Origin of the sequence: Sphingomonas sp. LM7, from assembly GCF_002002925.1 — a bacterium.
GTDB lineage: Bacteria > Pseudomonadota > Alphaproteobacteria > Sphingomonadales > Sphingomonadaceae > Sphingomonas.
This window is the reverse complement of the sequence record NZ_CP019511.1, coordinates 2,851,305-2,873,731: the sequence shown is the minus strand read 5'-3', so window position 1 is coordinate 2,873,731 and position 22,427 is coordinate 2,851,305. Positions and strand designations below refer to the sequence as shown.

At 66.7% G+C, this 22,427-nt stretch carries 21 protein-coding genes; 15 read left to right on the top strand and 6 right to left on the bottom strand.

Annotated elements, in window-relative coordinates:
- Positions 1 to 56: 56 nt before the first annotated feature.
- The gene (gene hisN, locus BXU08_RS13100) at positions 57 to 839 is read left to right on the top strand and encodes a histidinol-phosphatase (RefSeq protein WP_077510462.1); all 783 of its coding nucleotides are present in this window, start codon (positions 57 to 59) and stop codon (positions 837 to 839) included.
- 104 nt (positions 840 to 943) lie between these two features.
- On the opposite strand, the gene BXU08_RS13095 is transcribed toward hisN, so the two are convergent.
- Positions 944 to 3,085, bottom strand: coding sequence for an AsmA family protein (locus BXU08_RS13095; protein WP_077510461.1), 2,142 nt, complete (start codon positions 3,083 to 3,085; stop codon positions 944 to 946).
- 217 nt (positions 3,086 to 3,302) lie between these two features.
- Between BXU08_RS13095 and rpmI the strand changes: the two genes are divergently transcribed.
- The 10 genes from rpmI to BXU08_RS13045 all read left to right on the top strand — a co-directional run bounded on the left by rpmI (position 3,303) and on the right by BXU08_RS13045 (position 12,443).
- The gene (gene rpmI, locus BXU08_RS13090; RefSeq protein ID WP_077510460.1) at positions 3,303 to 3,506 is read left to right on the top strand and encodes a 50S ribosomal protein L35; all 204 of its coding nucleotides are present in this window, start codon (positions 3,303 to 3,305) and stop codon (positions 3,504 to 3,506) included.
- A gap of 15 nt (positions 3,507 to 3,521) precedes the next feature.
- On the top strand, positions 3,522 to 3,887 hold the full coding sequence (gene rplT / locus BXU08_RS13085; protein ID WP_056616278.1) for a 50S ribosomal protein L20: 366 nt from the start codon (positions 3,522 to 3,524) through the stop codon (positions 3,885 to 3,887).
- A 201-nt stretch (positions 3,888 to 4,088) separates the two neighbouring features.
- Positions 4,089 to 4,706: a LysE family translocator gene (locus BXU08_RS13080; RefSeq protein WP_077510459.1), complete on the top strand. Its 618-nt coding sequence runs from the start codon at positions 4,089 to 4,091 to the stop codon at positions 4,704 to 4,706.
- A gap of 91 nt (positions 4,707 to 4,797) precedes the next feature.
- Positions 4,798 to 5,886, top strand: coding sequence for a phenylalanine--tRNA ligase subunit alpha (gene pheS, locus BXU08_RS13075; RefSeq protein WP_077510458.1), 1,089 nt, complete (start codon positions 4,798 to 4,800; stop codon positions 5,884 to 5,886).
- Entirely contained in the window at positions 5,883 to 8,249 is a 2,367-nt protein-coding gene (gene pheT / locus BXU08_RS13070) for a phenylalanine--tRNA ligase subunit beta (protein WP_077510457.1), read from the top strand. The genes pheS and pheT overlap by 4 nt, the downstream gene beginning before the upstream one ends.
- A gap of 4 nt (positions 8,250 to 8,253) precedes the next feature.
- Positions 8,254 to 8,664, top strand: a complete 411-nt coding sequence (locus BXU08_RS13065; protein WP_077510456.1) for a hypothetical protein — start codon at positions 8,254 to 8,256, stop codon at positions 8,662 to 8,664.
- Positions 8,665 to 8,667: 3 nt separating this feature from the next.
- Positions 8,668 to 9,411 carry an SDR family NAD(P)-dependent oxidoreductase gene (locus tag BXU08_RS13060; protein ID WP_077510455.1) on the top strand — a complete coding sequence of 248 codons (744 nt, stop codon included), beginning with the start codon at positions 8,668 to 8,670 and terminating at the stop codon, positions 9,409 to 9,411.
- Positions 9,412 to 9,413: 2 nt separating this feature from the next.
- Positions 9,414 to 10,289 carry an aldose 1-epimerase family protein gene (locus BXU08_RS13055; protein ID WP_077510454.1) on the top strand — a complete coding sequence of 292 codons (876 nt, stop codon included), beginning with the start codon at positions 9,414 to 9,416 and terminating at the stop codon, positions 10,287 to 10,289.
- Positions 10,290 to 10,391: 102 nt separating this feature from the next.
- Positions 10,392 to 11,969: a peptide chain release factor 3 gene (locus tag BXU08_RS13050; protein WP_077510453.1), complete on the top strand. Its 1,578-nt coding sequence runs from the start codon at positions 10,392 to 10,394 to the stop codon at positions 11,967 to 11,969.
- A gap of 36 nt (positions 11,970 to 12,005) precedes the next feature.
- A complete protein-coding gene (locus BXU08_RS13045) occupies positions 12,006 to 12,443 on the top strand; it encodes a hypothetical protein (RefSeq protein WP_077510452.1) in 438 nt (145 codons plus the stop codon).
- On the opposite strand, the gene BXU08_RS13040 is transcribed toward BXU08_RS13045, so the two are convergent.
- Complete coding sequence (locus BXU08_RS13040; protein WP_077510451.1) at positions 12,440 to 13,693, bottom strand: MFS transporter; 1,254 nt, start codon at positions 13,691 to 13,693, stop codon at positions 12,440 to 12,442. The genes BXU08_RS13045 and BXU08_RS13040 overlap by 4 nt on opposite strands.
- A gap of 77 nt (positions 13,694 to 13,770) precedes the next feature.
- Positions 13,771 to 16,014, bottom strand: a complete 2,244-nt coding sequence (locus BXU08_RS13035) for a TonB-dependent receptor (protein WP_077510450.1) — start codon at positions 16,012 to 16,014, stop codon at positions 13,771 to 13,773.
- Positions 16,015 to 16,127: 113 nt separating this feature from the next.
- Between BXU08_RS13035 and BXU08_RS13030 the strand changes: the two genes are divergently transcribed.
- Positions 16,128 to 16,784, top strand: a complete 657-nt coding sequence (locus tag BXU08_RS13030) for a TetR/AcrR family transcriptional regulator (protein WP_077510449.1) — start codon at positions 16,128 to 16,130, stop codon at positions 16,782 to 16,784.
- Positions 16,765 to 17,820: a DUF4440 domain-containing protein gene (locus BXU08_RS13025; protein ID WP_171982515.1), complete on the top strand. Its 1,056-nt coding sequence runs from the start codon at positions 16,765 to 16,767 to the stop codon at positions 17,818 to 17,820. Before BXU08_RS13030 ends, BXU08_RS13025 begins: the two co-directional genes overlap by 20 nt.
- A 21-nt stretch (positions 17,821 to 17,841) precedes the next feature.
- Here BXU08_RS13025 and BXU08_RS13020 read toward each other — a convergent pair whose 3' ends face one another.
- Both BXU08_RS13020 and BXU08_RS13015 read right to left on the bottom strand, forming a co-directional pair.
- Positions 17,842 to 18,369 (bottom strand): DUF177 domain-containing protein, encoded by a 528-nt coding sequence (locus BXU08_RS13020; protein ID WP_077510447.1) that lies wholly within the window; start codon positions 18,367 to 18,369, stop codon positions 17,842 to 17,844.
- Positions 18,366 to 18,878, bottom strand: a complete 513-nt coding sequence (locus BXU08_RS13015; RefSeq protein WP_077510446.1) for a ubiquinol-cytochrome C chaperone family protein — start codon at positions 18,876 to 18,878, stop codon at positions 18,366 to 18,368. The genes BXU08_RS13020 and BXU08_RS13015 overlap by 4 nt, the downstream gene beginning before the upstream one ends.
- Positions 18,879 to 18,999: 121 nt before the next feature.
- Here BXU08_RS13015 and BXU08_RS13010 point away from each other — a divergent pair, with 121 nt between their 5' ends.
- Both BXU08_RS13010 and BXU08_RS13005 read left to right on the top strand, forming a co-directional pair.
- Positions 19,000 to 19,470 (top strand): outer membrane protein assembly factor BamE, encoded by a 471-nt coding sequence (locus tag BXU08_RS13010; protein WP_150125531.1) that lies wholly within the window; start codon positions 19,000 to 19,002, stop codon positions 19,468 to 19,470.
- 104 nt (positions 19,471 to 19,574) lie between these two features.
- Positions 19,575 to 20,096 carry an RcnB family protein gene (locus tag BXU08_RS13005; protein WP_077510444.1) on the top strand — a complete coding sequence of 174 codons (522 nt, stop codon included), beginning with the start codon at positions 19,575 to 19,577 and terminating at the stop codon, positions 20,094 to 20,096.
- A 160-nt stretch (positions 20,097 to 20,256) separates the two neighbouring features.
- On the opposite strand, the gene pbpC is transcribed toward BXU08_RS13005, so the two are convergent.
- Positions 20,257 to 22,359 (bottom strand): penicillin-binding protein 1C, encoded by a 2,103-nt coding sequence (gene pbpC / locus BXU08_RS13000; protein ID WP_077512380.1) that lies wholly within the window; start codon positions 22,357 to 22,359, stop codon positions 20,257 to 20,259.
- Positions 22,360 to 22,427: the final 68 nt, after the last annotated feature.

Below are 22,427 nucleotides of genomic sequence, written 5' to 3'. Positions count from 1 at the left end.
GTTGCCAGCGCTTTGTGACCTTGGCGAGTCAAAATCGGGCGGGTAGGGCCGGGGGCATGCCCGTTTCCAAGACCGATATCGCGCTCGCCGAGCGCCTTGCCGATGCCGCCGGTGCGGCGATCCGCCCTCGCTTCCGGGGCAGCTTCGGCCTCGAGGCCAAGGAGGATCTGTCGCCGGTGACGCTCGCCGACCGCGAGGCCGAGGAGGCGATGCGGCGGCTGATCGTCGCCGAGCGGCCGATGGACGGCATCATCGGCGAGGAATTCGGCGTTCGCGAGGGCTCGAGCGGCCGGCAATGGGTGCTCGATCCAATCGATGGCACCCGCGCCTTTATCGCCGGCCGCCCGATCTTCGGCACGCTGATCGCGCTCCTGGAGGATGGCTGGCCGGTGCTCGGGGTGATCGACCAGTGCGTGATCGGCGAGCGCTGGCTCGGCGTCGCGGGGCGCCCGACCTTGTTCAACGGCAAGCCGGCCGAGACGCGCCGCTGCCGCGAGCTGAAGGATGCGATTCTCGGCACGACGTCGCCGGCGCTGTTCGGCGACGATCAGCTGCACGCCTTCGAGCATCTCGACGCCGCAGTGATGAGCACCGTGCTGGGCGGCGACTGCTATAATTACGGCTGCGTCGCCAGCGGCTGGATGGACGTGGTGGTCGAGGCCGGATTGAAGCTCCACGATTTCGCCGCGCTGGTGCCGGTGGTCGAGGGCGCGGGCGGGCGGATGTGCGACTGGCAGGGCGATCCGCTCCACGCCGGCAGCAACGGCGAAGTCATCGCCGCGGGCGATCCGGCGCGCGTGGAGGACATCCTCGAAGCGCTGGCCTGCCGCGGGCATTGATTGGCGGACGGTCGGTTGGCACGCATGTCAGAACATGCGGCTTTCCGCTGAAAGCGACGGGTTGGCGCCGAAATAAGCGCCGATCGGGAGCGTAGGTACGATCTTCAGAAAATTCCCAGGAACTTCTTGCGCTGCTCCTTGCGCTCGCCCTTCGAGGCCTTGCCGTCCTCGGACTTCGCGGTGGTGCCCTTGCCGACATCGTCGCGGGGCTTGCCCTTGTCGGTGCGCTGGGAGCGGGCAGAGGCGCCGGCGAGGACCGGCCCGCAATCGGCCGCCTTGGCATCCCCGACATCGACGAACGCGATCACCGCAGCCAACGGGCTTGCGACAAGGGCGAGGCCTACACCCGCACCGGCGCGTCCGAGCAGCTCGGGACTGATCACGTCGATGCTGGGGCGCGAGAAATAGCCGCCGATGCCCACCGGCGACTGGCCGGCGAACAGGCTGAACTTCTTGCTGTCGGCCCGGAAGGCCATGTCGATCGTCTCGTTCTTGAAGCTGAACCCGCCGCGGCCCAGCATCACGCTCTTCTGCGTGTCGATCAGGATCGGATCGGCGGCGGCGATACCGTTGCGGACGCTGAACCCGATCAGGCCGCAATTGATCTGGACCGGCTCCTTCAATTTCTTCTCGAACATCTTCTGGATGAAGGTGCCGATATCGAGCTCGGCGAGCTGGATGTTGCGGGTCCAGAAGCTGCCCTTGGGCAGGATAACTGCGATGCGGCCATTCGAATTGGCCAGCGAATCGCGCACGCTGTTGCCCGATCCGGTCATCTGGACGCGTGCCTTGAGCGTGCCGGTGGTGCCCGATTCCTCGACGCCGAACCCGGCGAGCAGCACGCCCATCGGCGTGGGCGACAGGCGGATGTCATATTCGGTGAAGACCGGCTCGCGGCGCGCGTTGATCGTGATGTCCGAGCTGACGGTGCCGCGCGCGAGGCTGAAATTGAGCGGGCTGAGCTTGAGCAGGCGGTCTTCTAGGTCGAGGCCGAGCGTGATGTTCGATACCGGCAAGCTCTCGGCACGCACGGTGCGGACGGTCCAGTTGACCTTGGCGTCGAAATTCTTGAGCGCCTCGACCCGCAGCGGCGCGTCCGGCAGGATCCGCGGGGTGCCCGCCGCCTGGGTCACCACCTTGCCTGCGGCCGACGCCTGCGGGCTGTAGCCGATGAACGGGCCGGCATCGATGATGTCGAGCGTGCGCGTGGCGAGATCCGCAGTGAGCAGCAGCCGCGGCTCCTTCAGCTTCACAGTGAACTTGCCGGCGAGATCGCTGGCACCGAATCGGCCCCGCAACTTGGTGAAGCGCCATTCGTCGCCGCGCTTCGTCAGCGCCGAGCGGAAGCGATAGTTGCGCGTGTCCGGCACGGCGATGCCGGCGACTGCGAACACGTCCGCAAGGTTCTGGCCGCGCGCATCCATCTGGAGGTCGGCGCCTTCGATCTCGGTGGCGCCGGGGAGCGTGCCCGACACGTCGATCTGGGTGCGGACACCCTCGACATGGAGCTGGAGCTGGTTCTGCCCGCCCGAAACGGTGGCGTTGGGGGTGAGCAGCGCGCCGGCCAAGATAAAGCGCGTGCCGCGCGCCGTGCCGTTGCCGTCGAAGCGAATCGCGCTGGCGAACTGGGTGTCCCTGGCCTCGACCGTGTGGATGCGGATGCCGGCTTCGACCTGCATCCGCGGATCGACATAGCGGACGAGCGTGCCCTGGACGAGCGCGCGGCGGATGATCGGCAGCTCGAGCGGGTCGCCCTTCTCCTGCGACTCGTTGAAGGTCCAGGTGTTGCGCTTGCCTGCCTTGTCCCATTGCAGGTCGACATGGCCGTCCTCGAGCCCCAGCCAATTGATCCGGCGATTGCCGGTGATCAGGCTCCAGGTGGAGATTCGCGTGTCGATCTTCTTGGCCGAGAAGAAATTGCCGCGGCCGGCCCATTGCGGGTTGGAGACGGTCAGCCCCTCGGCGAGGAACTTGACGTTGAACGGCGCGAAATAGAGCTGGAAATCGCCCGCCACCTTGACCTCGCGGTTGGTCTGCGCGGCGACGATTTTCTCGAAGGTCGGCTTGAGGAAGCGGCCCTTGGTGACGAACAGGATCGCCCAGGCGAGGACGATCAGGCCGAGGATCGTGGTGACGACGGCGATCACGCTGGCGAGCGGCGTGCCCAGCGCGCGGGCCGGCTTGGCGGGCGCGTTGCCGGGGGGAGCCGGTTCGGCAGCGGTTATGGGTGCGTCACGATCTGCCATCGTGGTGAAAAGCCTGTAGACCCTGAGGGTTCCGATCCGGCCACGCTGAGAGGCGCCGCGTGTATCTTCCCCCTGGCGGGGGTACAGGACGCGGACTCAGGTTGCATTGCGGCGCGGGTGCGGCTATGCGCCCCGCTTTCCTCGGACGTCAGGAACACGCCCGGCCATCAAGGGCTGCCGCGGCTGTTCGCACGTCCGAGCTGTTAAGGAGACCAAAATGCCCAAGCTCAAGACCAAGAGCGGCGTCAAAAAGCGCTTCAAGCTCACCGCCACCGGCAAGGTGAAGCACGGAGTCGCCGGCAAGCGCCACCGCCTGATTTCGCACAACGCGAAGTACATCCGCCAGAATCGCGGCACCTCCGTGCTCGCCGACGCCGATACCGCCCGCGTTATCGCGTGGGCGCCGTACGGCCTGCGTTAAGGGAGCCCAGCAGACATGGCACGCGTAAAACGGGGTGTTACCACCCGCGCAAAGCACAAGAATATCCTGGAACAGGCGAAGGGCTATCGCGGCCGTCGCAAGAACACGATCCGCATCGCGCGGCAGGCCGTCGAAAAGGCCGGCCAGTACGCGTATCGCGACCGCAAGGTTAAGAAGCGGACCTTCCGTGGTCTCTGGATCCAGCGCATCAACGCCGGCGTTCGCGCCGAAGGCCTGACCTATTCGCAGTTCATGCACGGGCTCAAGCTCGCCGGCATCGAACTCGACCGGAAGGTCCTGGCCGATATCGCGATGCACGAAGGCGAGGCGTTTACCGCCATCGTAGCGCAGGCGAAGGCGGCACTGCCCCAGGCCGCCTGAAGCGACCTGTAGCGACCGGAAAACGGGGCGTCGGTGGATTCCACCGGCGCCCTTTTTCGTTCTGACGGTCCCCCTTCCGTCACCCCGGCCGAAGTGCCGGGGTCCACCGGGAGGCTGGGAGAGCGGCAAGAGGCGTGAGCGGCTCGCGTGGGGCACAGTGGACCCCGGCACTTCGGCCGGGGTGACGAAGGAAGGTACGAGATGGCACTGCACACCTGGTGGCTCTACGTCACTGCCGTGTTCCTGATCGCGGGGACGCCGGGCCCGAACATGCTCCATGTGATGGTGCAGAGCATCCATCACGGGCCGCGCCGTGCGCTCTTCTCGATGACCGGGCTGATGAGCGCGGTCCTGCTGTGCCTGCTCGCCTCGGCGGCGGGGCTGGGCGCGCTGCTCAAGGCGTCGCCGGGGCTGTACGACGTGCTGCGTTATGCCGGTGCGGCGTATCTGATCTGGCTGGGGATCAAGGCGTGGCGCGCGCCCATCGGCGAGGCTGCGGCCGATCCGCACACGCGGCGCTCGGCGGGCGCGCTGTTCGGCACCGGGCTCGCGACGGGCATGTCCAATCCCAAGCTGATCATCTTCGCCGCGGCGCTGTTCCCGCAATTCCTCGACACCAGCCGGCCGTTCTGGCTCCAGCTCGGCATATTGGTGGCGAGCTTCGTGGTGATCGAAGGCTTCTGGTACGGCGTCTATGCGCTGGGTGGACGCTCGCTCGCCGCCTGGCTGGCGCCTGCCAACCGCCAGCGGCTGTTCAATCGCGGCACGGGCGTGATGTTCATCGGCTTTGGCGGCGCGCTGCTGGGAAGCCGGGTGTAGCTGGTTGCTGCTCCGGCGGAAGCAGGAGCACGGGGCTTGACCTGAGGGCTCGACTGCGGTTCGAGCCTCCTCGCACTAAGAACGGATTTCCATGACCACCGATCTCGAACATTTGCGCAGCGACCTGCTCGCCTCGATCGACGCCGCGAGCGGTCTCGATGCGCTCGAGGCGCTGCGCGTCCACGCGCTCGGCAAGCAGGGCGCGATCACCGGGCTGCTCAAGACGCTGGGGGGCATGAGCCCCGAAGAGCGCCAGGAGCAGGGCCCGCGCATCCACGGGCTGCGCGAGGCAGTGACTGCAGCGCTGACCGAGCGCAAGGCGTCGCTCGAGCGGCTGGCGCTCGACGCGCGGCTGGCGAGCGAGACGCTCGACATGACCTTGCCGGTCGATGCCGTGCCCGCGGGTTCGGTGCATCCGGTGAGCCAGGTGATGGACGAGTTGGCGGAGATCTTCGCCGATCTCGGCTTTGCAGTCGCCACCGGCCCCGAGATCGAGGACGACTGGCATAATTTCACTGCGCTCAACATCCCCGAGACCCATCCGGCACGGGCGATGCACGACACCTTCTATTTCCCCGAGACCGAAGGCGACGCGCGCAAGATGCTGTTGCGCACGCACACATCGCCGGTGCAGATCCGCACGATGCTCGCGGCGGGTGGCGACAAGCCGATCCGAATCATCGCGCCCGGCCGCACCTACCGTTCGGATTCGGACGCGACCCACACCCCGATGTTCCACCAGGTCGAGGGGCTGGTGATCGACAAGGGGATCACGCTCGGCCATCTCAAATGGACGCTGGAGACCTTCCTCAAGGCGTTTTTCGAGCGCGACGATATCGTGCTGCGGCTGCGCCCGAGCTATTTCCCGTTCACCGAACCGTCGGCGGAAGTCGATGTCGGCTTCTCGGTGGTCAACGGCAAGCGCGTGATCGGCGGCTCGGAAGGCTGGATGGAAGTGCTCGGCAGCGGCATGGTCCACCGCAAGGTGATCGAGGCCGGCGGCTACGACCCCGACCAGTGGCAGGGCTTCGCGTTCGGCTGCGGGATCGATCGCCTCGCGATGCTCAAATACGGGATGGATGACTTGCGCGCGTTCTTCGACGGCGACCTGCGCTGGCTGCGCCATTACGGCTTCTCGGCGCTCGACGTGCCCACGCTGAGCGGGGGAGTGGGCGCATGAAGTTCACGCTGAGCTGGCTCAAGGAGCATCTTGAGACTTCCGCTTCGCTCGACGACGTCGTGGAGGCGCTGACTCGCGTCGGCCTCGAAGTCGAAGGCGTCGAGAATCCGGGCGAGAAGCTCGCGGCATTCCGCGTCGCCAAAGTGCTCACTGCCGAGCGCCATCCGCAAGCCGACAAGCTCCAGGTCCTCACCGTGGACACCGGCGATGGCGCGCCGCTGCAGGTCGTCTGCGGCGCACCCAATGCCCGCGCCGGACTGGTCGGCGTGCTTGGGCTTCCGGGCGCGGTGGTGCCGGCCAATGGCATGCAGCTCAAGGTTGCCGCCGTCCGCGGCGTCGAATCGAACGGCATGATGTGCTCGACACGCGAGCTCGAACTCGGCGACGATCATGACGGGATTATCGAGCTTCCCGCCGACGCGCCCATAGGCACCTCCTATCCCGATTATGCGGGCCTGAACGACGCGGTGATCGACGTTTCGATCACCCCCAATCGCCAGGATTGCATGGGCGTGCGCGGGATTGCGCGCGATCTCGCCGCCGCGGGGCTGGGCACGCTCAAGCCGCTCAAGGTCGATCCGGTCGCCACCAGCGGCGCGGGCCCCGAAGTGCGGATCGAGGCGCCCGAGGGCTGCCCGGCCTATTTCGGCCAGACCGTCAGCGGCGTGGCCAACGGCGCCTCGCCCGACTGGATGCAGCAGCGCCTCAAGGCGATCGGCCAGCGTCCGATCTCGGCGCTGGTCGATATCACCAATTACGTGATGATCGATCTTGGTCGCCCGCTGCACGTCTATGACAAGGCGAAGCTGAGCGGCGCGCTGGTGGTTCGCAAGGCGCGAGCCGGCGAACAGGTGCTCGCGCTCAACGAGAAGACCTACACGCTCGACGAGACTATCACCGTGATCGCCGACGACACCGGCGTTCACGACATCGGCGGGATCATGGGCGGCGAGGATACCGGCGTGTCCGATGCTACCACCGACGTGGTGATCGAATGCGCCTTCTTCGATCCCGAGCAAATCGCGAAGACCGGCCAGAAGCTGATGCTGACCAGCGATGCCCGCTCGCGCTTCGAACGTGGCGTGGATCCGGCGTTTCTCGAAGACGGCATCGCGATCGCGGCGCGCTATGTCGTCGATCTGTGCGGCGGCAGCGCAAGCGAAGTCACCCGCGCCGGGCAGGCGCCCACGGCACTGCGCAGCTTCGGCTATGATCCCGCACTTGCCGAGACGCTCGGCGGCCTCGCCGTCGCTGACGATCGGCAGAAGGCGATCCTTGAAAGCCTCGGCTTCGCGGTCGATGGCAGCTGGAACGTCACCGTGCCGAGCTGGCGCCGCGACGTCGACGGCGCTGCCGATCTCGTCGAGGAAGTCATCCGCATCGAAGGCATCGACAAGGTCCCCTCGACGCCGCTCGCCCGCATCCCCGGTGTCGCGCGTCCTACCGCAACGCCCGAGCAGAAGCTCGAACGCAAGCTGCGCCGCACCGCCGCCGCGCGCGGGCTCAACGAAGCAGTGACGTGGAGCTTCATCTCCGAGGCGGAAGCCGCGCCGTTCGGTGGCGGCGCGTGGAGCCTCGCCAACCCGATCAGCGAGGACATGAAGGTCATGCGGCCGTCCTTGCTCCCAGGGCTGCTCGCCGCGGCGGAGCGTAACCTCAAGCGCGGCGCCAGTGGCGTCCGGCTGTTCGAGATCGGCCGGCGCTATCTTGCCGACAAGGAGCGGCTGACGCTCGGCGTGGTGCTGGCGGGTGACCGTTCGGCGCGTGGCTGGCAGGGGGGCAAGGGCCAGCGCTTCGGCGCGTACGACGCCAAGGCCGAGGCACTGGCCTTGCTCGAGGCCGCCGGCGCGCCGGTGGCGAACCTGCAAGTGATGGGCGAGGCTGGGGATGTCTATCATCCCGGCCAGTCGGCGACCTTGCGGCTCGGGCCGAAGACGGTGCTCGCGGCATTCGGCATGGTGCATCCGGGCGTGCTCAAGGCCTTCGATCTCGACGGCGATGTTGCCGCGGTCGAGATCTATCTCGATGCGCTTCCCGCCAAACGCGGGACCGGCTTCATGCGCCCGGCCTACACGCCGCCCGCACTGCAGGCAGTGACCCGCGATTTCGCCTTCCTCGTGCCCGCCGGGCTTGCGGCGGGCGATCTCGTCCGCACGGTGAAGGGCGCCGACAAGGCGCTGATCGTCGATGTGCGGCTGTTCGACGTCTTCACCGGCACCGGTGTGCCCGAGGGGCAGAAGAGCCTTGCCGTCGAAGTGACGCTCCAGCCAGGCGAGAAGAGCTTCACCGATGCGGAATTGAAAGCGGTGGCCGACAAGGTCGTCGCCGCGGCGGGCAAGCTTGGTGCGAGCCTGCGTGGCTGAGCGAATGATCGAACGGTTCCTCCAGGGTCTTCGCGGGAAGATGGAGGATCCGGACGATTATGCATGCGTGCTCGTGGTCCTGCCGGAGGACCTCGATCCGTCCGAGCGCCACTATCGCTTCAGCATCCACATCGATGCCGAGCTGCGATTGGCCGGCGCCGGATACAGCGTCGGCGGCGGTACGCTCTACCGCAACGTCGATTTCGAGTCGGACGGGGAAGGCGAGGACGAGATCGTCTCGACCATCCTCGATCTCGGCGCGACGGACATTGATGCGGCGCGGGCGGTGCTCCGCCTGCACCTGCCTGAACTGGGTGCGCCGGTGGGCACGCTTGTCCAGTATGACGATCATGAAGACCGGTTCGACGGGGAGCAGTGGCACCTCGGCGAGCCGCGCAGCATCGAGGAGATTTGATCCATGCCCACCGCACTCATCACCGGTGTCACCGCGGGCATCGGCGAAGCCGCGGCGCGGGCGTTCGTCGGCGCAGGCTGGAAGGTGGTCGGCACCGGGCGGCGGGCCGATCGGCTGTCAGCGCTGCGGGGCGAGCTGGGCGACGCGCTCCACACGCTCGAATTCGACATCCGCGATGAGGCCGCGCGCGACGCGGCGCTCGACGGACTGCCCGAGGCGTTCCGGGGCATCGACTTGCTGATCAACAATGCCGGGCTCGCGCTGGGGCTGGAGCCCGCACAGCAGGCGGCGCTGTCCAACTGGACGACGATGATCGATACCAACATTTCCTCGCTGGTCTCGATCACGCACAAGCTTTTGCCGCAGTTAATCGATCGCAAAGGCGCGATTATCAACCTGTCCTCGGTCGCGGCAAACTATCCCTACCCCGGCGGCAACGTGTACGGCGCCACCAAGGCGTTCGTCCGCCAGTTCAGCCTCAACCTGCGCTCGGACCTAATCGGCACCGGCGTACGCGTCTGCTCGATCGAGCCGGGCATGGTCGAGACTGAATTCACTTTGGTGCGCACCGGCAGCCAGGAGACTTCGGACAAGCTCTACGGCGGCGTGAACCCGATGACCGCCGACGACATCGCCGCGACGATGCTGTGGGTCGCGCAGCAGCCGCCGCACCTCAACGTCAATGCGATCGAGCTGATGCCGGTCAACCAAGCCTGGTCGCCCTTCCTCGTGCATCGCGAGGGTTGAGCATGACGGACTGGATCGAGATCGCCAGCGCCGAACTGACTGCGGCGATCAACCCGTTCGGCGCCGAGCTTTCGTCCTTGCGCGATGCCGAAGGACGCGAGCTGATGACCGATGCCGATCCTGTGTTCTGGAGCGGACGCGCGCCGTTGCTGTTCCCCATCGTCGGGCGGCTGATGGACGATCGCTACCGTCTGGACGGCAAGGAATATCCGCTTCCCGCGCACGGCTTTGCGCGGCGGCAGAGCTTCGAGGTGATCGTGCAGGCGCCGGACCGCGCGGTATTCCGGCTGGCGGACAATGATGCGACGCGCGCCGTCTATCCGTTCGCGTTCACGCTCGACGCGGCGTTTGCGCTGGAGGGTGCGACGCTGACGACCGACGTAACGGTGACCAATCGTGGCGACGTGCCGATGCCGGCCAGCTTCGGCTTCCACCCTGCTTTTGCCTGGCCGCTGCCTTATGGTCGGCCGCGGGTGGATCACCGGATCGTATTCGAGAAGGACGAGCCGGCTGCGCTGTCCGCACTGATCAAAGGCGGCTGGATCGCACCTGAGACCTGGCCGAGCCCGCTCGACGGGCGCGTGCTGACCCTGGACGACGCGCTGTTCGAGCGCGACGCGCTGGTGTGGGACAGTCTGGCGAGCGAATCGGTGCGCTATGACGGCGGCGACGGCCCAGGGCTGGAGATCGGCTTCGTCGGGATGCCCAAGCTGGGGATCTGGACCAAGCCCGGCGCGCGCTATGTCTGTGTCGAGCCATGGCATGGGATCGCCGATCCGATCGGCTTCGCCGGCGAGATCTGGGACAAGCCGGGCATCCTGCGCTTCGAACCCGGCGAAGCGCGGACCTTCAGCATGCAGGTGACGCTGGCAGACTGACTCTCGTCCGCTCCCCGCGCTTGTCGAAGCGTGGTGCTTCTTCTACCGCCCGCAGCAACAGAACCGTGCTCCGACTGGCTCAGCACGAACGGAAAAACACGCATGTCCTCCGACCATATCAACGACCGCCGCACCTTTGCGATCATCTCGCATCCCGACGCGGGCAAGACCACGCTTACCGAAAAGCTGCTGCTATTCGGTGGCGCGATCCACTTGGCCGGTGAGGTCAAGGCGCGCGGCCAGGCGCGGCGTGCGCGATCGGACTGGATGAAGATCGAGCAGCAGCGCGGCATTTCGGTGACAAGCTCGGTGATGACTTTCGAGCGCGAGGGGATCACCTTCAACCTGCTCGATACGCCGGGCCATGAGGACTTTTCCGAGGACACCTATCGCACGCTGACCGCGGTCGATTCCGCCGTCATGGTGATCGACGTCGCCAAGGGCATCGAGAGCCAGACGCGCAAGCTGTTCGAGGTCTGCCGCCTGCGCAACGTGCCGATCATCACTTTCGTCAACAAGGTCGACCGCGAGGGGCGCGAGGTGTTCGACATCCTCGACGAAGTGGCGAATTTGCTCGCGCTGGACGTCACGCCGATGACCTGGCCGGTCGGCATGGGCGGCACGTTCGAGGGGATTTACGACCTCGCCAACAAGCGCCTGCTGCTGCCCGAGGGTGACAGCCGCGAGTTCCAGGGCAAGGTGATCCAGACGACCGGGCTCGACGATCCCCAGCTCGACGCCATCGTCTCGGCCGAGAATCTTGCCAAGCTGCGCGAGGAGGTCGAGCTGGCCGGAGTCGGCTATCCCGAATTCGATGGCGAGGCCTATCGCAACGGCGATCTCACGCCGGTCTATTTCGGATCGGCGCTCAAGGAATTCGGCGTCGATTCGCTGATCAACGCGATTGCCGAATTCGCACCGCCGCCGCGCTCGCAGCCCGCCGAGCCCGAGCCGGTCTCGCCCGACCGCGACGAAGTCACCGGCTTCGTGTTCAAGGTCCAGGCGAACATGGACCCCAATCACCGCGATCGCATCGCGTTCATGCGGCTGTGCTCGGGCACCTTCAAGCGCGGCATGAAGCTGACCCCGACCGGGCACGGCAAGCCGATCGCGATCCACTCGCCGATCCTGTTCTTTGCGCGCGAACGCGAACTGGCGGACGAGGCCTATCCGGGCGACATCATCGGCATTCCCAATCACGGCACGTTGCGGGTGGGCGACACGCTGAGCGAGCGGGCGGACGTGCGCTTCACCGGGCTGCCGAACTTCGCACCGGAAATCCTGCGCCGCGTCCAGCTCAAGGATCCGACCAAGACCAAGCAGCTGCGCAAGGCGCTGGACGACATGGCCGAGGAGGGCGTGACTCAGGTCTTCTATCCCGAGATCGGTTCGAACTGGATCATCGGCGTGGTCGGCCAGCTCCAGCTCGACGTGCTGCTCAGCCGCCTCGATGCCGAATACAAGGTCGCGGCTGGACTTGAAATGGCGCCGTTCGAGACTGCGCGCTGGATCTCGGCCGAAGATCCCAAGGACTTGGCAGAGTTCATCGGGCTGAACCGCGGCGCCATGGCCAAGGACCGCGACGGCAATCCGGTTTTCCTCGCCAAATCGGCCTGGGAAGTGGGCTATATCGCCGATCGCTATGCCAAGGTGAAGTTCGCGGCGACGCGGGAGCGGTGATCGTGTAGCAAAGCGGCGTCTCGCGTGGAGGTGCCGATGCTGCTGTCCCTTCTCCTGCAAGCCTCGCCGATCCCGGCGATGCCCGCGTTCCCGGCGTGTAGCTTCGATCAGACCGCGAAGTTGGTCGAGCGCAAGACCGACCTTCCCGCCACCGCGGCCGCCGAGCTGGAGCGGTTCTTCCAGGGCACCCAAGGCATCGCCGAAGCAGGCGACTATTTCGAATCGACCGACAATATCCGCTTCTCCGATGCGCCGCGCGCGCGGTTCGTGCGGGCCTATGGCGTGGGCAAGTTCTGGTTCGTCTGGTTCGAACGCGGCGGCATCGGACTGTCTCGGCAGGTTGTCGCGCTCGGCCCGTGGCGCGGCGACGATGGCAAGATCGGATTATATACGCTTCCCGGAAGCCACTTTTCGGGTGACCTCTGCGCCGCGTCCAAAGCCTATCTGGCCGGCGTGCGGAACGCCGGAGGCTAGTCCACCCAGTCCCGCTTGAGGAAGCGGCTCGCCAGCGCCATCAGCGCGCCGGCGACGACATACAGGCACAGCCCCGCCGCGATCGCATAGCGCAGCGCCTCGTCGCCATAAGCCGGAGTCAGCGCCTTGGAGAGCGATCCGATCGCCCAGCTGCCCAACCCAAGCCCGATCAGATTGTTGATCAGAAGGAAGCTCGCCGAGGCAGTCGCGCGCATGTGCGCGGGGACGAGGTGCTGGACCGCAGTGAGCACCGGGCCGAGCCAGACATAGACCAAAGCCTGGGGCAGCAGGAACAGCGCAAACGCCAGCGGCCAGCTGCTCGACAACACACCGGCAATGAACAGCGGCGCGCCCGCGACGTAGCAGATCGCCGGCGCCAGCGCGTACCAGCGGCGGTTGCGTGCGCCCAGGCGGTCGCCGAGCCAGCCACCGAGCAATATCCCCGCGACCCCGCCGGTGAGGAGGAGCGCGCCGAAGAACTGGCCGGTCTCGACCAGCGTCAGCCCGAAGCTGCGCTGCATCAGGCTCGGCAGCCAGAAGGCGACGCCATAGCCGCACATCGATCCGGCGGCCGCGCCGAACGCCATCAGCCAGAAGGCGGGTTTCGCGGCGAGGATGCCGAATACCCGCGCGACCGGAACCTGGTTCTCGACGGTCGCGGCGGGGCGCGGGCGATCCTTCACCACCAGCTTGAACGCCGGGGCGATCAGCAGGCCGGCCAGCCCGACGACAATGAATGCCGTCCGCCATTCTACATTCTGTGCGATATAGCCCCCGAGCAGCACGCCACCCGCGGCGCCGAGCGGAATGCCGAGCGAATAGACTGACAGCGCCCGAGCACGCCGCTCCGCCGGGAAATAATCCGAGATCAGCGCATAGCTCGGCGCGACTCCGCCGGCCTCGCCAACGCCGACGCCCAAGCGGAACAGGAACATCTGGGTGAAATTCTGCGCCAGCCCGCACAAAGCGGTGAACGCGCTCCACACGCCGAGCGAGATGGTGATCACCCAGGTCCGGCTGGTCCGGTCGGCGAGCAGCGCCAGCGGGATCGCCAGGGTCGAATAGAGCGCCGCGAAGGCGAGCCCGCCGAGCATGCCGAGCTGCGCGTCGTCGAGCCCGAGGTCTTTCTTCACCGGCTGGGCAAGGATGCTGAGGATCTGCCGGTCGAGGAAATTGAAGGTGTAGACCAGCAACAGCATCGCCAGGACGACACCGCGATAGCGGCGGCTGGGGAGAGAGACGTCGGGCATCGGGTTCCCCCTAGAAGCAAACGAGCCGGGCGTCATGCGACACCCGGCTCGGAAAGGTCACACGACAGGGTCGCCGATCAGAACCGCACTTCGACGGTGCCGGTCACCGTGCGTGGCGGGCCGTAATAGCCGATGATCGAATTGCCGGTGAGCGCCCCGGGGAAGTTGTACCCGCCCACGCGGTAGCGCTCGTCGGTCAAATTGCGCGCGGCGACGCCAACTCGGTAGCGCCCGTCACCCGAAGTCCAGTTGAGCGCCGCATCGACGAGGAAATAGCCGTCCTGGTCGAGTGCCGGGGTCGGGATCTCGAACATGTTGTAGTCGCTGCGCAGCGACACCGCGGGCGTCAGCGCGATGCTGCCGCCGGCGAGGTCGGCCGACCAGGTCGCCGAGGCATTGACGGTGAACTTCGGCGTGTTCTGGAACACCCGCTGGTCCGCCACGTCCACCGGCGTGGTGCCCCCGCCGATGAAGGTCAGGAACTCCTTGTAGTCGGCATGGGTGTAGCCGAACGACGCAGTCGCCGAGAAATGGCGCGAGGGGACGGCGCGCAGCTCGAGCTCCATGCCGTAAATGTCGGCCTTGCCGGCATTGTCGACGAAGCTGGCGATGCCGCTGGGCAGCGCGGGCACCTGGATCGTGACCTGCTGGTCCTTGTAGTTCGAATAGAAGCCGGCCAGGTTGACGAACAGCATGCGGTCGAGGAACGCGCCCTTCATCCCGACCTCCCAGCTGTCGATCGTCTCGGGCTCGTAGCCGTCTACGGTGGTCGGCGTGAACACGGCGTCGCCGCGCATGTCGAACCCGCCCGATTTGAAGCCCTGGCCGTAGCTCGCATAGAAATTGAGATCGGCGCTCGGCTGGTAGCTCAGGCTCACCCGCGGCGTGAATTTCTCGAAGCTGCGGCTGTTGGTATAGTCGGTGCGGATGAGCCCGGGGACCGCCGCGGCATTGCCGAACACCGGACTGCGGATACCGGTATAATTGCGGCGGAACACCGTCCCCGTCTTGTCGTCCTTGGTATAGCGTGCGCCCACCGAGACCTTGAACTGCTCGGTCAGGTCGAAGCTGACATCGCCGAACGCGGCGTAGCTTTTGGTGAAGACGGTGCCGGACGTCAGCGTGGTGAGGTTGGCGAGCCCGACCACGGTGTCGAATGCGCCGCTCGCGCGGCCGTTCAGGTAGAACAGCCCGGCGACGCCCTGCACGCGATCGCCCTCGAACAGCAGCTGGAGTTCCTGGGTGAACTGGCGATCGTCATAGACTGCGGGCACGTCGAGCGTCGGCAGCGCGGTGTTGTCGAAATCGATCAGCGTGTCGGTATGGCCCTCGCGCCAGGCGCTGATCGTCTTGAACGTCAGCGAGTCCGTCAGGCCGATCTCGCCGGTGGCGGAGATGCCCTTGGTCTCGACGCGGTTGTCGTCGCCGATGCCGGCGCGGGTATCGTAGACGCTGTCGGTCGGCGCGTAGCGCGGGTCGGCGCCGTTGGGGAGCAGCCGGGTGCCGTGGCGCGGGCGCGACTTGTCGAGGATGCGGTCGCCCGAGACGCGGAAGAAGATATTGTCGCTCGGAGTCAGCTCGGCCGAAAGCCGCGCGGCGATGACATCCTTGTCGTAATGCTCGGCGCCGGTGGTGAGATTCTCGCCGAAGCCGTCGCGCTTGTAGCGCGCGACGGCGCCGCCGACCGAGAAGATGTCGCCGATCGGCACGGTGAGTTGTCCGACTAGGTCGAGCTGGTTGTACGAGCCATAGGAGGCGCGTGCGACGCCGCGGAATTCGTTGCCGAGCCGCTTGGTGACGTATTTCACTGCGCCGCCGATCGTGTTGCGGCCATAGAGCGTGCCCTGTGGCCCGCGCAGCACCTCGACGCGTTCGACGTCGAAGATGTCGAGCACAGCGCCCTGCGGCCGCGCGACATAGACGTCGTCGAGATACAGCGCGACGCCGGGCTCGAAACCCCAGAGCGGGTCCTGCTGGCCGACGCCGCGGCTGAACGCGATCAGCGTCGAGTTCGAGCCGCGCGCGATCTGGAGCGTGAGGTTGGGGGTCTTGTCCTGCAGCGCGGTGATGTCCGCCGCGCCGCTGCGCGCGAGCGCGTCGCCCGAGATTACCGACATCGAGATCGGAACGTCGATCAGGCTTTCCTCGCGGCGGCGGGCAGTCACAACGATCTCGCCGTCGGCAGCGGTTTGCTCGGCTTCGGCGGTCTGCGCGGCGTCGGCAGCGGCCTGCTCCTGCGCAAAGACCGGCGCGGCAGCGAGCGCGGCGAAGGCGGCACCGGCGCGGAGAATCGTGCGGGCAGACGGAATCAGGCGTGACATGGTCGTTTTCCTCCCCAGTATCCACCCGTCTGGCATGCGGGTTGTAAGCTGTTGCCGTACGCTATACTGAAACCTGAACCGGGTTTCAACTTGGAAGAACAAGGGGAGAGACGATGCCGACCCGCAGTGGCGCGGACGCCACACCCCACAGGGTGGACAGCAGCGAAGCCGCGAGCGCGGGCAAGGAGCCGCGCACTGCGCGCGGCCGCAAGACGCTGCGCGCTATCCTCGACGCGGCGGCCGAGGAGTTCGGCGAGAAGGGCTTCCATGAGGGCTCGATCAGCGGGATCACCCGGCGGGCGGGCGTCGCGCTCGGCAGCTTCTACACCTATTTCGATTCGAAGGACGCGGTGTTCCGCGCGCTGGTTCGCGACATGTCCGAACAGGTCCGCGCGCATGTCGCGCCCGCGCTCAAGGATGCGCCCGGCCAGATCGCCGCGGAGCAGGCGGCTTTGCTGGCGTTCATCCGCTTCGCGCGCACGCACAAGGAAATCTACCGGATCATCGACGAGGCCGAGTTCGTCGATCCGGAGAGCTTCCGCATGCATTACGCCACTACCGCCGATCGCATTGCCAGGCGTCTCCAGGCGGCAGCCGAGCGCGGCGAAGTGCGTAGCGACGTGGGAGAGGTCCATGCCTGGGCGATCATGGGGATGAACGTGTTCCTCGGCCTGCGATACAGCGTCTGGGACGAGGACGTCGCACCCGAGGCGATCGCCGAGACGGTTGCGGTGATGCTGGCGCGGGGGATTGCTGCGGACGCTGGCTGAATGTCGTTTCCGCTCCCCGCGGGAGCATCGTTGCAAATCGCCGGTTCCCGGCATTATCCTCGCGAAATTGCTCGCGGGGACCAAGGCAATGATCGGCTACGGAATGTTGCTTGCCGCTGTCGCATGGCCCGGAGCCGCGTCGGCCGACGCGCGTGTCGCCGCATGCACCGCGCCTGTCGCCAATATACTGCCGAAAGCGCTGGCGGCGGAAATCGCGCGCCACAATCAGGGCATGGCTGCGGCGCGTGTTTCTGGCGACGTCGATGGACTGATGGCCCATTTCGCTCCCGATAGCGTCATCATGCCCGAGCATCAGCCGCGCCTGTTCGGCCGCGATCGCGGCGTAGCCTATTACCGCGCGTTCACCGCGCGGTTGCCGATAGCGACATACGACCCGGTCACCGTGGATATCCTGCCGCTGGCGAACGGGGCGCTGGAATGGGGAACCTTCAAGGTCCGCTACCGCAATTCTGTCCCATCACCCGTGCTCGACGGCAAATATGTGCATCTATGGCGTCGCCAGGCGGAGGGCACGCTTAAGCTGAAGGCCGAGGTGTGGGGATATGTCTCGCCCCTCGCCGATCCAGCCTCGCACTGGATCGCCGAGGTCTCAAGCGGGACGCCGGCGCAGCAGCATCCGGATGCAGGCGTCGCTGCGGAACTGGCAGCGCTCAACGCCGCAGACGCGCGATCCGTCCAGAGCCATGATACCAGCCGGATCGATCAATATGCGCAGGACGCAGTCTATCTCCCTTTCGCGGAGAAGCCCCAGCTCGGGCTCCCCGCGATCCGCGCGCACCTCACGCCCTATATCGAGCGAGGACGCGGCGCGACCTTCGATGGCGTCAACGTCGGAAACGATGGTTTCGAAGTGCTGGACGGCTATGTCATCGAATATTCGAAATTCGAAGTCCGGTGGCGCGCTGGTGAGGCGGCGGGCGTAACCTCAGGCGGTGGCTTGAGGTTGTGGCGGCGCGAGGCGGACTGCTCGCTTAAGAAAATCCGCCAGATCGGGACACATGACTACCGCCCCTGACGGGTCGCTACGCCGCGCGCGTCACTTCTTCCCCAGCAAGTCCTTGAGCCCCGCAAGCGCCCCGAGCGGCGCCGCTTCCTCCTCCGTAATCACCCCGGCCTGCCTGAGCACTTCCGCCGCTCTCGGGCTGCGCGGGAAGGGATCGAGCGCGAGCGCGAGCGTCTCCGCTGCCGCTTCGCCCAGGTCGAGCGCACTGCCGGTATAGAAAACGGTGTCGAGATCCTCCTCGGCGAGCTCGACTTCGTCGTGAGTCTCGTCCTGCCGGGGCTCGGAGAGGAATCGGATTGCGAAATTCTCGTCAATGTCGGCGGGAAGCAGATCGCCGGTGACGCCGCAGGTCTGGGTGACCGCCGCCGACAAATGGCCCGTGGCGAGAATGCCGATCGCGTCGCTGCGGAGCGTGAAGCGCGCGGTCAGCCGATCGATGCCGACGATGTCGAAGCGCCGGGCAAGCGCCGCGCGCTCCTCGGCCGAGGCCTCGATATCGACCCGGGTCTCGCCGACGCCGATCTGGTCGAGCCGGTGCAGGCGGGGGAATTCAGGAGTCATCGCGGCAGGCCCCCTGCGAGGATCGTCGCGGTGGACGTCTCTGCCAGCCGGTCGCGCAGCGCCAGCAGCTGTGCCTCGACATGCGCAAGCGCCCCATCGGACGGCGCGTTGCCGCGATAGAGATTGCGGATCATCGCCTCGCGCAGCCCTTCGCCGGCAAGCCCGGAGCGATAGGCGCCGAGCCGGCCGCCGATCATCCCCATCATTCGGCCCATATGCTTGCCGACGACGATGTCGCCGACGCCGAGTTCGCGCAACTGGCCGTCCATGTCATCGATGAAGCATTCGGCGAGCGCGGTGCTCGGCGCATTCGCCTCTGGCGCGCCTTCGAGCCGCAGCAGGACGAGCGAGAGTATTGCAGCGATCATGTCGAAGCGGCCGTCGATCGTGTCGGGAACTGCGCCTTGGGCATACCAATGCGGGGTGCGGCCGATGGCGACGATCGCGGCATAAAGTTGCGGCGATGTGCCACGATCGGGTGCGCCGAACAGGCGCTTGAACAGTCCCATGTTGCTTCTTCGTCCGTACAATGCGGGGCGCGACCTTGTTTGGCCGCATTTTGCCGCATATTGAGGCGAATGGCGCGCGATGCAATGCGTGCTGCGTGCATGCTTCGGCCTGGAGATTTCGATGCCCTTCCCCGTTCGCCTGGCCGGTTGTGCCGCGCTCCTAATTGCCATGGGCAGCACCGCGTGCACGCCGATCAAGACTCACCAGGGCTATGTGATCGACACTGAGCTGGTCGATTCGGTCCAGCCCGGCGTCGACAATCGCGAATCGGTGCTCCAGACGCTTGGCCGGCCGACGCTGACCAGCCAGTTCAACGAAGGCGAATGGTATTATGTATCGCGTGAAAGCCGGAACTTCGGCTTCAGCGATCCCAAAGTGCGCGAGCAGACCACGATACGCGTGCGTTTCGACGGCAGTGGCAACGTCGCCGCTGTCGACCGGATGAACCAGGATCTGATCGCGTCAGTCGATACCTACGGCAAGACCACGCCGACGCTGGGCCGCAAGCGCAGCTTCTTCAGCGACCTGTTCGGCAATATCGGCACGGTCGGCGCGCCGGGTACCGGCGGCGGTGGTCCTCCGGGCCAGTAAGCTTTCTGCCGGCTGACTGTGCCATTCGCGCGCGGTTCAGCGGCGGACCTCCAGATTGCAATGGTGCCGGCAATCACCGGCCCTGTGAGACTGGAGGAATCCACATGAAGAAGATCATCACTGCAGCGCTGCTGGCTGCCGTCGCGATGCCAGCCATGGCATTGCCGAGCGAGGCGAGCGCGCAATCAAATCGCGAACTGCGTCGCGACCGCCAGGACATCCGCGAAGAGCAGCGTGACCTGCGAGATGCCCGTCTGCGCGGCGACCGCAACGACGTCCGCCGCGAGCGGCGCGATGTCCGCGAAGCCCGGCAAGAATATCGCGAAGACCTGCAGGATCGCAATCGCCGCTGGGGCGACAACGATTGGCGCGACTATCGCAGCCGCAACCGCACCGTCTATGCGCGCGGTAACTGGCGGGCGCCGTTCGGTTATACCCGTTTCCGCAGCGGCGTGCGGATCGCCCCGAGCTATTACGGCTCCCGCTATGTGATCGCTGATCCGTGGCGTTATCGCCTGCCCCAGGCAGGTCGCTACCAGCGCTGGGTGCGTCACTATAATGACGTGCTGCTGATCGATACGCGCCATGGCTTCGTCGTGCGGACCATCCCGGGCTTCTATTGGTAACGACGGGTCGGATGCCGGCCCCAGGGCAACGTGCCGCCCCGGGGTTCGGCCGCGCCGATGCGGCGGCGCGGCCGGTGCCCGTGAGCACAGTCCGAAAGGGATAGGACCGCGCGATTGAACGCGCGGAAAAGCATTTCGCTCCCGTAGCGAACTCAGATTCTCAACGCACCGTGAAGAGGATCTGATCGACGACGCGGCCGCCGAAATCGATCAGCTTCAGCCGGTGCTGGCCGCGGCGGGGAAGCAGCAGCGGGCGCGAGTCCGCGGTGCCGAGATCCTCGCGGTCCAGCAGCAGCCGATGGCCGGTGACCTGGCCGGTCACCGCGACCGCGAGCCGCTGGCGATCGATCGGAATATCGGGATCAAGCGCATAGACGCTGCCCGCCACCGGATTGACGATCCGCGGGCGCCGCGCGGCCGCGGGAGCTGAGGCGATCTCCGTCAGCGCGGTTCCGGCCATGAAATATTCGCGGCGCGGCTGCTCTATCGCGTCGGCGAAGCGGATCGAACGGGCCTCGATCCCGGGCGGCGGTGAAAGCGGCTTGCTCGGCGCGCCGGCGTGCAAAGCCATCATGACGTCGCGCCATACCGGCGCCGCGCCGCTGGTGCCGGAGACGGCGCGCATGGGATCACCTTCAAGATTACCGACCCAAACGCCGACGGTGAAGCGGTCGCTGAAGCCGATGCACCAATTGTCGCGCATCGCTTTTGACGTGCCTGTCTTCACTGCGGCCCAGAAGGGCAGGCGCAGCGCGGAATCGACGCCGAAGGTGCCCGCGCGGGCATTTGGATCGGCGAGGATGTCGGCAGTGATCCACGCTGCCTCGGGCGAAGTCACCTGCCGCAGCGCCTGCTTCGATGACGCCAGAGTCAGCCGCAACGGCGACCAGCGCCCGCCGAGCGCGAGGCTGCGATAGGCACCGACCTGTTCGAGCAAAGTCACCTCGGCCGAGCCCAGCGCGAGCGAATAGCCGTAATACTGCCCGTCCTCGACCAGCCCGCGATACCCGGTGTCCCATAGCCGGTCGCGGAACGCGTCGACGCCGGTGAGCAGCAACGTGCGCACCGCGGGGACGTTGAGCGACCCGGCCAGCGCGATCCGCGCCGAGACCGGTCCCTTGAACGCCTTGTCGTAATTCTGTGGGACATAGAGGCCGGAAGCAGTGTCGAGCTGGACCGGCGAATCGTCGAGGATCGAGGCGGCGGTGAGATAACCCTTCTCGATCGCCTGCGCGTAGAGGAACGGCTTGAGCGTCGAACCCGCCTGTCGCCAAGCCGCGGCGCCATCGACTGCCGGCGCAGTGCTCTCGCCGCCGATCCCGCCGACATAGGCGCGGACTTCGCCGCTGGCATTGTCGACCACCACGACTGCGCCATCGCGTGCCCGCGTGCCGCCCAGGCCCTGGAGCTGGCGGCGCAGCGCGGCGATCGCGACCGCCTGGGTGCGCGCGTCGAGCGTCGTGGTGATCCGGGCGCCGGGCTGCGTAAGCAGCTTAGCCGAAAGATGCGGGGCCAAGCCGGGATCGAGCGCGAGGCTGCGCGCCGGACCGAGCATCGATGCGGCGGCACCGGCGAAGCGGCTGCAATCCGCGTCGCGGCCGAGCGCACAGGCGCGGCGGGCGACTTCGGTCGATCCGGCGCGGGGATTGGGCAGCAGCGCGGCGAGCAGCAGCGCATCGTCGCGCGTGAGCGCCGAGGGGGTCTTGCCGAACAGGCCGAGCGCGGCGGCGGCGATCCCCTGCGCCTCGCCGCGGAACCCGGCGAGGTTGAGATAGGCTTCGAGTATCTGGTCCTTCGACCACTCGGCCTCGAGTGCGCGGGCGGCGCGCATCTGGCGGATCTTGTCCCAGGTGCCGCGATGGCCCGGCGTCGCGAGATCGGGCGCGAGATAGGCTGCGACCTGCATCGACAGAGTCGAGGCGCCGCGCGCGCGCTTGCCATCGACTCGGTCGCGCAATGCGCCGCCCAGCGACCACCAGTCGACGCCGTTATGGCTCTGGAACCGGCGGTCCTCGGCGGCGACGAGCGTGTCGCGCGCGACAGGCGAGATATCGGCGAGGCGGACCCAGGCGAGGCGGCGCGCCTGGTAATCGACGCGGGTGCTGTCGATCAGCCGGCCGTTGCGATCGTAGAGCCAGGCTTCGGAAGGTTTCCAGTTGGCGACCACCGCTTCGTATGCGGGAAGCGGCGGCGGGCGCGTGATCCAGGCGAGCGCGACATAGCTGGTGATGAGGAGCGTGGCGGCGGTGAGCACCACGCGCATCGGCGTGAAAATGCCGCGCCAGCCGCGTTCGCGATATGCTTCGCGCTGGCGGCGCGCCCAGGCGGCGA